This window comes from Paenibacillus sp. FSL R5-0341 (genome assembly GCF_037975235.1).
GTDB classification, from domain to species: domain Bacteria; phylum Bacillota; class Bacilli; order Paenibacillales; family Paenibacillaceae; genus Paenibacillus; species Paenibacillus amylolyticus_A.
In genome coordinates, this window is sequence record NZ_CP150241.1 from 5,931,303 (window position 1) to 5,945,012 (window position 13,710).

Below are 13,710 nucleotides of genomic sequence, written 5' to 3' on the forward strand. Positions count from 1 at the left end.
TAGAACAAAGCTTTCAAATCCAGAAATCGGGGTGGTCATGATGTTTGATTGGCTGGGATGGAGAAAAGGATTGCCGCTGTGGCGATCGTATCGGTTGAACGCACATATGAAGGAAGATGTGGAACAGATTTTTGAGGGGATTGCCGAAACGAGACGGCAGCTCATGATGAACTGGGCAGATGAACAATGGAATCACCTGGATCGTTTGCTTCATCAAATACAGTCCGTTCGACCACAAGATGTACTGCCAGGTTCATCTCATATAAGTAAACTAGATGCATGGTTTCAATCCAGTTATATCCGAGCCGTTGATAGTACGGAGCTATTTATGCTGAACGAACAGAATCAGGTGGTATTCTCTACATATAAGAAACATATTGGACAGATCTATGCAGATTACGAAGCTTTGATTGGACCAGGATTGAATTACTCCCGAGCAGATATTCATGGGAAAAAGTGTTTGTATGGCCCTTATTCCGATCCACTGACGTTGGATATTGGACCACGCTCGTCCGCTTTTCACGATGATGTCACCTTGCTGTTTATCAATCCCATTCTACAGGAAGGTCGATATGTTGGTTCATTATGCAGCCGTGTTCCCGGAGATGTCCTGGGTGACCTGATTCAACGTGAATCAGGCCATATCTATCCCGATTCTGGTGACAACTATCTCTTTATGGCTGAGTCAAAATTACGGCCCCATCTGCAGCCCGGCACCGCCTTGTCCCGAAGCCGCTTCGAGGATCGTACTTTTACACATGGGGAAAATTTGAAAGATGGTGTCACCACCGAATGGGGTATCGTTTCCGTTAAGGAGCATACGGAGCTGGAGCTCATGTTCACCGATCCATCGACTGGCCAGCTACACCCCGGAGTAGCGAACACCATTCAGAATGGCTCTAATCTGTTCGTTGCCTTTCCCGGCTACTCGGATTACCGCCATATCTCTGTCATTGGCAAAGGCATTACCTTTCAGTTGCCACACTGTCCTGATCGTTGGGGCATGATGTGTGAAGGGGATCTGGAGGAAGTATACCGGATACGGAGCATCGGCTGGCGTCAGTTCAAGCAGCACAGTCTCTTCACGCTTTTGTCAGGCGTTGCAGGAGCGGCCCTTGTCTATGCCCTTACTGGCAGTGGATGGAGTGCGGCAGCAATGGCAGCTTTTAATGTGCTGTTTGGATTCTTCACTGCATTACAGCTGCATCGCAGCCACTATCGACGGGTTCATGATGACTTGCGCCGCATCAGCCGATTTATTCGAATCAACGCTGAAGGCAAAGGTGATCTTACTCAGCGCCTGAACACGTCTGATTTTGCCCAAGACGAATCAGGTGAACTGGCGAAGTGGATCAATAACATGATTGATTCTCTGGAAGGCATTATGCTGAAGGTACAACTTGCCACGGTAGACGTTATGGACAACCAGTATCAGATGCGAACCTCAACAGAGACAACCCAGGGTACGACTGAGCGTGTGAACTACAAGCTGGGTTCGATGATTCAGGCCATTCGCACCCAACTGGAAGATCTCGATCAGGCCAAGATCGCTGCCGATCACATGCGCATAACGCTGCAACAACTGGAGAGCTCTGCTACCGAACAGATCAGCGTGGCTCAACAGGAAGTGGAACGAATCGGCGACAAAATGATCCAAATCTCCGGAGCGGTGTCCGATACCAACCGTACCATCCTGTCCTTCATGGACACGATGAAAGAGATTTACCGTGCACTGGCTGTCATTGATGAAATTTCAGCTCAGACCAACCTGCTCGCTCTGAATGCTACCATTGAAGCTGCACGCGTGGGCGAACATGGCCAAGGGTTCTCGGTCGTGGCGGGTGAAATCCGTAAGCTGGCCGACTTATCCCGCTCTTCCACCGAAAATATCCATCAGATTCTGGACCGAATCTCAACTGCAGCAGGAGCGGCGTCCCAATTAATCACAGAGGGAGATCAGGTGCTGGCTGAAGGAACGACACTGGTTCAGGCCGCTTCGCAACTTCTGCAAAATGCTACCGCTGAAGAACCTGAGCGCACGCAAGTCGTGGATCAAGTGGTCATGCTGATGGAGAATATTGCTGCAATCAGCCATCAAAATCGGTCGACTTCCGCTGAGGTAGAAGCAGAGATGATGGAGCTGATCCGTGATATGTTGCAGGTTCAGCATTCTTCGCATAATGTGGAAGCCATTACGGTCTTCCTGCAACAACTTGTGGGACAATTCCATCTGAATCACCCCGCCAAAAATGCTGTCATCTGACGTCATCGTTGACGTGGATTGGAGAAATAGCTAAAATTTGATGCAACTGTTCCTTTTGAAATTGTCGTATCATTTATAATAGAAGATTTCCAATCTGAACCGATGAAAGGGTGGTCTGCATGGAACTGCTTCAGGATTCATTTGGCCGGATACATGACTACATCCGTATTTCTGTTACGGACCGCTGTAATTTACGCTGTGTGTATTGCATGCCTGCAGAGGGTATGGAGTTTGCTCCACATGATGAGATTATGAGCTACGAAGAGATCGCACAGGTGCTGAAGGTGCTTGCTCCGATGGGTATGCGTAAAGTTCGGCTCACTGGAGGCGAACCGCTGGTGCGCAAGGATCTGCACAAGCTCGTCGGCATGATCTCGGCGATCGACGGGATTGACGATATTGCACTCACAACCAACGCTCTTCTACTAGATAAGCAAGCTCAGGCATTGAAAGACGCGGGATTGAACCGAATTAACATCAGTCTGGATTCACTGCGGGCTGATCGCTTCTCCATGATTACTCGCGGCGGAGATGTGAACAAGGTACTGAAAGGCATTGAAGCTGCAACTGCCGCTGGCCTTGCTCCAATCAAACTGAATGTCGTGCTGATGAAGGGTATCAACGATGATGAGATCAAGGATTTTATTGCAATGACCATCGATCAGCCTCTTCATGTGCGTTTCATTGAATATATGCCGATTGGACAGGCATCGGATTCGTGGCGCAAATCCTATTTGCCACTGGAAGCCGTCACAGATGTATGCGCTGAAGCGGGTTGGGCGGTTGAGAATACAACAGGCCCTGCGGGGAATGGCCCCTCACGTAATATGAAAATTGTAGGCTCCGAAGGCACTTTCGGATTGATTCATCCCGTGAGCGATCACTTCTGTGACAATTGCAATCGACTTCGGCTGACCGCTGACGGACATATCAAAGCCTGCCTGTACTGGTCGGATGAGTATAATGTTCGCCGCTTCGTGGATGACCCAAATGCCATGGCTGCGCTTTTCCTTAAAGCGCTGGGTACGAAACCAAAGAACCATGAGATGGCTCTGGCTCTGGAACAAAAAATGCAATCCCACACGCCGACGGTACGGCGCATGTCCCAGATTGGCGGATAGCAACCGCACGCAATATAACTCAACAGTGTATTTCTGGGTACGGATATATATCTCTACTGTCAGGATCATCCCTGCACACAACGGATGAGGTAATACTGGCGCGATGAACCCTTACGTCAATCAGCATTCATAACGTGAAGTGGAGCGTGTCACAAGGAATAGGTGAATACCCGAAGCAGACAAGAACATCACGTTCTCGTCTGCTTTTTCGTTATTTTTTCATATTTTTCTGAAAATTATCAATTCTGCTGTTTCATTTGTTAAAAATGAAAGTAATATACGTTATGCCCTTGTTGGGTCTTCAAGATTCTCATAATTCTGACGATGTATATACAATACATCTAGATGATATGCACACATAGGAGATGACCTTATTGAACATTGTTGAAGCACTCGTTGCAGCAAGCCCGTATTTTAAAATTATGCTGAAAGAACACGATATCATGATTGCAGTAACCGATACCGAGAAGTTCTGGTATTATGTTCCGAGCAACGAGCTTGATCTGGGCATCAAAGCGGGAGATATCATCTCGCCTGATGACCCCACACTCCGCCGAGCCCTGATACATGGCGAGACTTCAGCCAATCGCATTGATGCTAAATTTTATGGCACCTCCATTGTCTCGGCAGCTACTCCGCTTCGGGATGAGCAAGGAAATATCGCGGGCGCACTTGCCATCGGCTTCTCCCTTCAGAATGAGGAAAAACTGGAGCACTTCACCGAGCTGATCGGCGGAATCAGCGGCAGACTGACTGATATGGTACAGACAGTAGCTGCTCAATCTGAGCAATTGACGGCCTCCTCCACGCAAATCTTGGACAATACGCGCATGGCTGTGCAGAACTCAGGTGAAGTGAACAAGGTCGCCGCATTCATCCGTGAAATCTCAGAACAAACCAATCTGCTCGGCCTGAATGCGGCCATCGAAGCAGCCCGAGCCGGCGAAGCAGGCGCAGGGTTCAGCGTCGTTGCATCCGAAGTGCGTAAACTTTCTACAGGTACCAAAGAAGCTACGGTAAATATCGAACGTTCCTTGAAGGATGTTCAGCATTCCATCCAACAGATGGAGCAAGAGATCACATCGATCTCACAGTCGAGCAACCAACAGGCTGTGATGGTAACCGAGTTCAGCGAGGTCATTGATCAGTTGAATAGCGTAAGCCGTGATCTGAAAGTGTTCATTGAATCCATGCTGCTGAAGGCAGAATAGATCCGATTACGCTGACCTTCATTCAGATGACCAACCATATATAAGTGATGCAATACCGATGCAATATCGAGCACTACATGTTCCAACTCAATAACTAGATCAGCAAGCTATGCTGCTCACCAAATTCAGCACTCACATTGAACTCTCCGTGCGATTAACGTCACGGGGAGTTTTTTTATTTTAAACAAGATGAGCCACATTAGGGCCTTCTATGAATAGATGAGCTTCCACAGCATCATACACGCCAGACCGACCATGATCAGAGCAGACAACCGATTGAACACCAGACTGATGCGTCCAGTACGATCCGTTCTGCCAATTAACCTGCCCGCACCTGCAAGTCCCATGAACCATATCCACGATACAGCCGCGGCTGTCAGGGCAAAATACATGCGCTCCACCCCTTCATACTGAAGTGAACTGGTGCCAATCACGGCAACCGTGTCTAGCAGAGCATGGGGATTGAGTAAAGATACCGATGCGGCGAACGCAATCTGTCGCCCTGCTGACATTACCGTCTGCGAACCTTCCACAGATTCGGACGACCTCCAGATACTCCATGCCATATATAGCAGAAACAGGCTTCCTACTGCATACAACACATTCGCCAGAACTGGCCATTGCAGTAAAATGAGCGACACCCCTCCGACCGCTGCCCCAATCAAGAACGTATCACTGACCCCTGCCGTTATTACAGCAGGTAGGGCATCAATATAACGCCTTTGTCTCATGCCTTGGTTAAAAATAAATACATTCTGCACACCCAGTGGCAAGATCAGGCCAAAGGCCAGAACCACTGCGTGAATAACAACCTCCATTATGCTTCCCCCTTATCTCTGTATTCCATAGTAGAGCAGATGAGGGCTGACGTAACCAACCACTTGGATGGCATCATACCCAACCGAATGATATAGTGTTCGTTACAAAGACAAACGGAGGTGATTCTGCCAGTTATGGAACGTTCTGATTCTCGGCTAAACATGGGGTGGAAGCCGAACCCCTCTCTCGACTTGCCCTTGTATCGGCAGATTGAAGCCTATGTTCGGCAGAAAATCACAACGGGCGAATGGTCAGCAGGACACCGTCTCCCCTCACAGCGAATATGGGCTGAGTCCATGGGGATAAACCGCAGTACATTGGTCACTGCTCTGGATAACCTAGCCGCCGCGGGTCTCATTGAGGGCAGACATGGCGGGGGAACATATATCTCCGGCTCTGGTTGGCATGGTATGGCTCATAGAGCAATGCCCAACTGGAATGAAGCCATCGAGGAGGGCTGGTATTATCCCAACCTGCCCGAGATCCAGCAGATTAATCAGGCTGAATTCCGGCCTGGCATCATACGTCTTGGTACAGGGGAGCTTGCCCCGGAGCTGATGCCTCAGGATGCTTTTAACGACATTCTGTATGCCCTGTCCCATCGTTCTCGTACACTCAACTACCTGGAACCTCAAGGAAGCCTGGAGCTTCGTGAGGCTTTATCCGTCCATTTGCAGACGACTGGCATTCAAGCCTCTCCAGATTCCATACTGATCGTATCCGGCTCTCTTCAGGCGCTGCACTTGATTTCGGTCGGACTGCTCCCTCGCGGATCAGCGGTTCTGCTGGAAAAACCGTCGTATCTCTATTCCATTCACGCCTTTCAGTCAGCAGGGTTGAAAATGAGTGGTATCCCGATGGATAACGAAGGCCTACACATTGCACGCCTGGAGGATGCTGCGCAGCATGTCAAAGATCAAGATCATATCTCGCTTCTCTACACGATCCCGAGCTTTCACAATCCCACCAGCTCTGTCATGAGTGATCACCGCCGGGAAGAACTCATGACCACCGCTCGGACATTAGGCATCTCCATACTGGAGGATGCCGCCTACGGTGATCTATGGCTGGATACACCTCCTCCGTCATCACTGAAGGCGCGTGATCAGGAAGGACGGGTGCTGTATATGGGTACCCTGTCAAAGGCAGTCAGTCCCGGTCTGCGCCTCGGATGGCTAGTTGGGCCAGAGCCGGTCATTCGCCGTCTCGCAGATATCAAGATGCAGACCGATTATGGCACCAGTTCACTCGCCCAAGAAGCTGCTGCCCTGTGGTTCGCCGAAGGACATCATGCAGGACATATGGAACGCCTTCGCCCTGAGTTACGCAAACGAAGAGACTTCATGCTGGATCTGTTGCAACAGCACTTTCATGGCATAGCGAAGTGGGAAATACCCGCTGGGGGCTTTTATATCTGGTTGCAATTCACTGTCTCCCCTCTCTCCATCCGCCAATTGTTCCATACCTGTCTGGAGCAAAATGTACTTATCCACCCGGGCTATCTGTATGACAGGCTGGACGCGAGTCACATTCGGCTCTCATACGCGTATGCTTCACCTGATGAGATGGAACGTGGACTACAATGCCTGGCAGAGGCCGTCCACAGACTTATAGACTCTAGCTCCTGACTTCGACGAATACTGTTTCCTGATTTCACCACAAAAAAACAGCCTTGACCTGGAAGGACCATGTCCTTCAGATCAAGGCTATTCGCGTAAGTTTCGTAAGTTTGTCCGAATACCAGTACGGGCAAATACCAGCTGCGCTGCGGGATACCTTTGAATGTTTTACCCTTTGACCGCACCCTCCGCAATCCCCTCCATAATGAACTTCTGGAAGAACGCATAGATCAGAATAACCGGAATCGCAGTCAGTACCAGGGAGGACAGAATCAACGGCCATTCCTTGTTATATTCACCAAACAGCATGTTCGTTGACAGAATCAGCGTATAACGATTCACATCGGTCAACATGAGCAGTGGCAGCAAGAAGTCATTCCAGATCCACAGGAAGTCCAGAATCGCGATGGTGACTGTGATCGGAAGCAGCAGCGGGAAAATAATCTGGAAGAACGTCTGGAACTCATTACATCCGTCAATCTGAGCCGACTCCTCCAATTCACGCGGAATGGACTTCACAAACCCGTGATAGAGGAAGATTGCCATATTCACACCAAGTCCGATATAGATCAGGGCCAATCCGTACGTGCTTCCTTGTACGCCCATGCCTTTGGCTACCCGTGTCAGCGGAATCATGATTGAGTGGAACGGCACCAGCATGGATGCAACAAACAGGAAGAAGATCAGATTGCTCAAGCGGCCTGAGGTACGTGACAGCTTGTATCCCGCCAGTGAGGCACAGAAGACAATTCCCCCGATCCCCAGAAAAGATACAATTGCCGAGTTCATCGAACTGCCTAACAGATTGATTTTGTTAAACGCGTCCGAATAATTTTCCCAGTGCAACGTTGTTGGCAGCGCGATAAAGGATTGGAACATCTCACCTTGTGTTTTGAAAGAGTTCACCACCGCCATATAGATCGGCAGCATAGCGACGAGAGAGCCCAGAATCAGCAGCAGTCGAATCAGATAACTGTTCAGTCGTTGCATCCTCATGCTTCCACCTCTTTCTTCTTCATGACGGTGATCTGGATGAGTGTAAAGATAAGTACAATGATGAACAGCACAACCGATTTGGCACTCGCATAGCCATATCTGAAGTTGTTGGAGAACGCTTCTTCATAGATGTTCATCGTGATCACCTGCGTGGCTCGGCCCGGTCCACCACCAGTTAGTCCATAGACCACTTCGAACACTTTGAATGCTCCGTTCAGCGTCAGGAAGAAACAGATGGTCACGGCATGAGTAATCATCGGCAACACCACATTGCGCAGCACCTGGAATGCGTTGGCTCCATCAATAACAGCCGCTTCCTTGAGACTTTTCGGCACACCCTGGAGAGCGGCCAGATAGATGATCATCATATACCCTACACCGTTCCAGAGCGATACGATTAGAATGGAGTAAAATGAAAACTTCGGATCACCCAGCCATTGCTGGTCGAGGAACGAAATAGCCAGTTTCTCAGCAAGCTGTGGCAGCACCTGAGAGAAGATGAAGGTCCACATGAAAGCACTGATGATCGTACTGATCATGTTAGGCATGAAGAACAGGGTCCGGAAGAGCCCTTTGCTGCGCGTCCGTGACTCAATTAATACGGCGAGCAGCAAGGCAATTCCATTTTGCAGAATCAGCATAAATATTACATATTTCATCGTGAACCACAGGGAGTTCAGAAAGTCGGGATCTTCTTTGAACAATTCCACGAAGTTGCCCAGACCAATAAAGCTGTAATCCCGATTAAGTCCGTTCCAATCCGTGAGGCTATAGAACATGCCACTAAACGTAGGGTACAGCAGGAAAATCGCATAGATGACAAAGGCAGGCGCAGTGAACGCGAGCAGTGACAGATACTTCTTGAACACATTCGTAGCCATTGGTTCTCCCCCTTTTCACTCGAAGCGGATGATTGTAAACGAGGGAACGAAGAACGTTCTGCCTGCCGGATCATCTGCTTGGAGACTGCGACGGAATAAAGTACCGCTAATTGGTTGGCAAAACCCCCAACACTGTAGAGATCTTGCCAACAGAAGCGGGTACTACATTCCTCGCAACTCCTTACTTGTTGACTTTGTTGTAGGATTTCCACGCCTTGTCGAGCGCATCGATAACCTGCTGTTGATTTAATTGCCCAGAGTAGTAACCTTGCAACGCTTTGCCTGACTCGTCTTTCACCGCTTGAGGGATGGATGGGTCCTGATAGGCTTTACCTTCACTCACATATTTCTGGGCATCATCTACCCACGGGAAGCTCTTGAAGTCATGGATCTTGGCAACCGGATTGAACTTGAGTGCTTCAAAGAATGCGCTTGAATCCTTGTCATCGAGAATGTAGTTCACAAAATCGAGTGCCACTTCTTTATTCTTGCTTGTTGACGATACCGCCAGTGAAGTAGAGGTACTCAGATTGATTTTGGTATCATCCGGATTGTCATTGATCGGCATTGGTGCTACACCAAAGTTCAAGTCCGGATTGGACTTCAGGATCGTTTCGGCAAACCATGGTCCCTGAATCCACATTGCGGCGCTTCCTGAAGCGAAGGCTGCTGAACCATCATCTCCGCCCACTTCCAAAGCTTTGTCCGTTCCATTGGCATTGACCAGATCGAAGATATCGAACAATGCTTTCATATCTGAGAAGGAGCCTTGATCCTGATTCATCTTGTCGACGAAATCTTTGTGCTCCGACTGCGTTAATGCACCCACAGTGAGTGGCAGGAATAATTGCGGAATCCAGGATTCTTTGTAGGACAGTTCAAACGGTGTGATGTTGGCTGCTTTGAGTTTCTCCACGACCGCTTTCATTTCCGTTAACGTCGTTGGTACTTCCAGCCCCTGCTCTTCGAAAATATCTTTATTGTACAGATAGCCCCATGATAACGTTTCCAATGGAACAGCCACGACTTTACCCTCCGCATCCGTTACGGAAGGTTTGACTGAATCCAGCAACTTATCTACAAAAGGTTGGCCCGACAGATCTTCCAGATACCCAGCTTTGCTGAATGGTGGAATCTCGTTGACCGCATGAAGAGCGAACACATCCGGTGCATCATTGGAGGCGAGTCGTGTCTTCAGAATCTGAGGTGCATTGTCCGCTGGCGGCATTTCCAGTTGCACGTTCACCTCAATGTTTTTCTCTGCTTTCTCCTTGGCTTTGAACTGTTCTATATATTTATCGTAATGTTCTTTCAGCCGAGGTTGTGCAACGAATACTTTGAGTGATACCGTGCTGCCTGATGCCGATTCTTCCTGCCCATTGTCCGTTCCTGCATTGGAGCCGCAACCTGCGAGCAGAACACTGACCAGTACCGCACTTGCTACGCTTTTCCATACTTTCATCTCTTATGACCTCCCGGTGTGTAACTGGTTTGTCTTTCATAGGCTCATTATATATCAGAAAATGAAAGCGCTTCATTGGACAAAATTAGACTCGTGTATTGGATTATTTTAAACCTTAATCCTGCCGTAGATGTCCTATCGAACGACTCATTCCGTGATACTGCTTGAATTGCCTGATATACGAGGTTGTCCCTTCCGCATCTCCCCCGGTGAAACTCCGAAATGCTTCTTGAATACCCGATAGAAGTAGGACACGTCCTCATAACCCGCCATCTCGGCAATATGCTTGAATGGAATCTGTTCATCCATCACCCATTCCTTCGCTCGCGTCATACGTAACTGGACTACATAGTCCGTCACATTCACCTCATACTCTTTCTTGAATACCTTGCTGAGATATTCCTTACTGACAAAAAAGATCTGGGCGAGCTGCTCCAGTGTAATCATCTCCATGCAGTGCTGCTCAATGTATTGCTTCACCTCGTCCAGGTTCAGTTTGTTCTTGAATTTACGCCGTCCAATCAGCTGCTCTAAAGCCTGGTAGTACGGCGCGGATATCCAATCGATTGTGGATTCGATGGAAGCCAGCGCTGTCGAAGGAGGTAGCGCCGTTGCCACTGGCCGCTCGTACAAGCCATTGGAGACGCACAGTTCATCCAGTAGAGCCTGTAATTCATAGGCTACGCGCCCAAGTTGCCGGGGCCTATGAATCTCGCATCGTTCCAGCTTCTGCTGCAATTGCTGGAACCATTCCCCCAAACTCTGAATGTTCAGGTCATTAAACCGCAAGCGAGCCTGCTGCTGAAACAAAGAGAAATCACCCGCAAACGCAGAGGGATAGGATTCCCATGATTCAGGCGCTGATTCAACCTTTTCCAATTCTTTTGCACATTTGGCAAGTACACCATTCAGTTCATCCGGATTCACCGGTTTGAGCAGATAATCCGCAGCCCGATGCCGGATCGCGTGTTTTGCATAATTGAAGTCGTCATATCCACTCACCACGATCACCTTGATTTGTGGGTATTCTCCGCTCAGCGTCTGTAAAAGCTCCACACCGTCGGTGCCTGGCATCCGCATGTCCGTAATGATAATGTGAGGCTGATGCTGCTTGACCAGTTGTATAGCCTGCTCGCCATCCTCTGCCTCACCTGCAACAGTCATGCCGAGTTCATCCCAATCCCCGAGGTTGCGCAAAATATCCCGGTTCCACGGTTCATCGTCCACCAGCAGTACTCTGTACAGTTCCTTGTTCACAAGGCTTCGCCTCCTGTATTGCAGGGAATTCGTACCGTAACGCTCGTCCCCTGTCCGTATTCACTTTCCATGCTCATCCCATATTCAGGTCCAAAATGCATTATAATTCGTGAGGCCGCATTGACCAGTCCAATACTTGTACCTGAACTCCATACTCGATCTGCCTGCCGGGTAAGCCGCTCCAGTCTGGACTGCATTTCCCCTAGTTTCTCAGCATCCATACCCACACCGTTATCACGAATTCGAATGGTTACATCTTTGGGTTCACAGACGACCTCAATGCCCAGTTTCCACTCACCCTGCTTCTTCTCCAATCCATGTAAAAATGCGTTCTCCACAATCGGTTGCAGAGACAACTTGGGAATATAACACGCCCCAAGTTCCCCGGTAATCTCCAGGGTATATTCAAGCCTGCCGGCAAAACGTTGCTTCTGAATCAGCATATAATGCTCCAGCTGGTCCAGTTCAGATTGTAGGGGCACCAGTCCATCCGGTGCTCGCACAATATAACGAAACATCTCGCTCAAGGCTCGAATGACTTTGTAACTGTCTGCCGGTTTTTGCGAGTAGACCATGCCGCCAATCATCTGCAACGTGTTTTGCAGAAAATGCGGATGGATCTGGGACTGCAATGCTTTGAGCTCAGCCGTCTGCTTCTCCAGATTCATGAGGTAATTGTCCCTTATATGTTCCCGAATACGACTAGCCATGCCGTGCAGATTTTTCTCCAGCAGACCAATCTCATCTACCCGACCGCTTCGTACCACTTCCCTGTCCTTGATCAGCTGGATACCCTTCATGGAATTTGCCAGTCTGATAATAGGCTTCGATGTACGCCAGGCCACGAACCCAGCTATTCCTACAGAAATGACGGTTGCCAGGCCCCCCACAACTAATCCGTATTTCATCGTCTCCAAAGCACTTTCGTTAATAACATGGTCAGGTACAATCTTGATCACACGTAGTCCTGACGGCTCAATGGAATGAAAGAATACGTATTCCTTGGCTGTACGAATGAAGCCCGAACTTTCTTTGGTGCTTGCTAATTTCTCCAGTGCTTCGGCAGACGGCTGAATCTCTTGATTTGGCTGATAGACCGGACTTCCCGTGTTGTCCGCAATGTACACCGCATAGTCTCCCCGGCTATCCAGCAGCTCCAGGGTCTGGTTGAACTCAGCCCACTTGACCTCCAGACTGATGGCCCCAATCTGTGCCTGATCCTCGAAGCGGTTCATGCTGCGGGTCATGTGAAACTTTTGCGGATCATCCGGATCATTAATAATCGTAAAATCTTTATGTTGTGCAAAAAGCTCATGATATCCTTCCGGTATTTCCGATACCGCCTTGATGCGGGAATCCATGGAGTTGAAGGTGAACAGGGTGTCCAATTCCTTCAGGTACAGTTCAACGCCAAATACATAATTGCCAGCAGAATAGTATACACTGTTCAGCATATTGAACATGGCCTTCTGCTCATCGAATCGACTGGCTGCTGGTGCTTCCTGGTTCAACGCCAGATATTGATGCAATTCGTCACTGATCTGAATCGAATAGATAATATTGTTCATGCGCGCGAACTGTTCACCCAGATAGATGGAGGCCCAGTTCATGTTCGCCCGGTTGGTCTCCATAATCTCCTCTTCCATGGAAGAGCGGGTATTTTCGGCTGCCATGGCGGTCATGGCAATGACGGGTAGAACAGCCAGCAGCGTCATGGTCAAAATCAATTTATTGCGAATGCTGCGTTTGAAAGGATCTGTCAGCTTCCGATAACATTCGGTAAACACAGCGCATCCACTCCTGAGCTAAAATAGACAAACGCCCCAGCATGGAAGCCGAGGGCGCTTTGGTCTTTATATTCGTTTGGAAATGTTAAAATATCACGTTATACAATAGAATGAATGGTTACACGAGATCACTACGTGGTCAGAACAACCCTCTGATCGCTGTTATCACCGGATTTTTTTGATTCCCTTTTCTAATGGGAAAATCCAGTGATAAAGGCGAGGTGTATGCTTCCGATGCAGCTTTCTTTCAGAAAGCTTTTAGCTCCGCTTCCTCAGGTTTCTTCTGCCCTCTCC

Annotated in this window: 10 protein-coding genes; 4 read left to right on the forward strand and 6 right to left on the reverse strand. The window is 48.9% G+C overall.

What is annotated here, in order from left to right; all coding sequences use genetic code 11:
- Positions 1–37: 37 nt before the first annotated feature.
- From MKX75_RS26735 to MKX75_RS26745, 3 genes are all read left to right on the forward strand, one after another.
- On the forward strand, positions 38–2,263 hold the full coding sequence (locus MKX75_RS26735) for a methyl-accepting chemotaxis protein (RefSeq protein ID WP_339167486.1): 2,226 nt from the start codon (positions 38–40) through the stop codon (positions 2,261–2,263).
- 119 nt (positions 2,264–2,382) lie between these two features.
- Positions 2,383–3,384: a GTP 3',8-cyclase MoaA gene (moaA, locus tag MKX75_RS26740; protein ID WP_076332515.1), complete on the forward strand. Its 1,002-nt coding sequence runs from the start codon at positions 2,383–2,385 to the stop codon at positions 3,382–3,384.
- Between the two features lie 365 nt (positions 3,385–3,749).
- The gene (locus tag MKX75_RS26745; RefSeq protein ID WP_313960028.1) at positions 3,750–4,595 is read left to right on the forward strand and encodes a methyl-accepting chemotaxis protein; all 846 of its coding nucleotides are present in this window, start codon (positions 3,750–3,752) and stop codon (positions 4,593–4,595) included.
- 209 nt (positions 4,596–4,804) lie between these two features.
- On the opposite strand, the gene MKX75_RS26750 is transcribed toward MKX75_RS26745, so the two are convergent.
- Positions 4,805–5,416: a LysE/ArgO family amino acid transporter gene (locus MKX75_RS26750; protein WP_339170611.1), complete on the reverse strand. Its 612-nt coding sequence runs from the start codon at positions 5,414–5,416 to the stop codon at positions 4,805–4,807.
- 159 nt (positions 5,417–5,575) lie between these two features.
- On the opposite strand from MKX75_RS26750, the gene MKX75_RS26755 reads away from it, so the two are divergent.
- Positions 5,576–7,042, forward strand: coding sequence for a PLP-dependent aminotransferase family protein (locus tag MKX75_RS26755; protein ID WP_339167487.1), 1,467 nt, complete (start codon positions 5,576–5,578; stop codon positions 7,040–7,042).
- Positions 7,043–7,201: 159 nt separating this feature from the next.
- Here the strand turns inward: MKX75_RS26755 and MKX75_RS26760 are convergent, their stop codons facing one another.
- The 5 genes from MKX75_RS26760 to MKX75_RS26780 all read right to left on the reverse strand — a co-directional run bounded on the left by MKX75_RS26760 (position 7,202) and on the right by MKX75_RS26780 (position 13,416).
- Entirely contained in the window at positions 7,202–8,029 is an 828-nt protein-coding gene (locus MKX75_RS26760; protein WP_062836914.1) for a carbohydrate ABC transporter permease, read from the reverse strand.
- Positions 8,026–8,910: a sugar ABC transporter permease gene (locus tag MKX75_RS26765; RefSeq protein ID WP_062836913.1), complete on the reverse strand. Its 885-nt coding sequence runs from the start codon at positions 8,908–8,910 to the stop codon at positions 8,026–8,028. Before MKX75_RS26765 ends, MKX75_RS26760 begins: the two co-directional genes overlap by 4 nt.
- A gap of 181 nt (positions 8,911–9,091) precedes the next feature.
- Positions 9,092–10,372, reverse strand: a complete 1,281-nt coding sequence (locus MKX75_RS26770; RefSeq protein WP_145149425.1) for an extracellular solute-binding protein — start codon at positions 10,370–10,372, stop codon at positions 9,092–9,094.
- Between the two features lie 147 nt (positions 10,373–10,519).
- On the reverse strand, positions 10,520–11,629 hold the full coding sequence (locus MKX75_RS26775; RefSeq protein WP_339167490.1) for a response regulator: 1,110 nt from the start codon (positions 11,627–11,629) through the stop codon (positions 10,520–10,522).
- Entirely contained in the window at positions 11,626–13,416 is a 1,791-nt protein-coding gene (locus MKX75_RS26780) for a sensor histidine kinase (RefSeq protein WP_339167491.1), read from the reverse strand. The genes MKX75_RS26775 and MKX75_RS26780 overlap by 4 nt, the downstream gene beginning before the upstream one ends.
- Between the last annotated feature and the right edge of the window lie 294 nt (positions 13,417–13,710).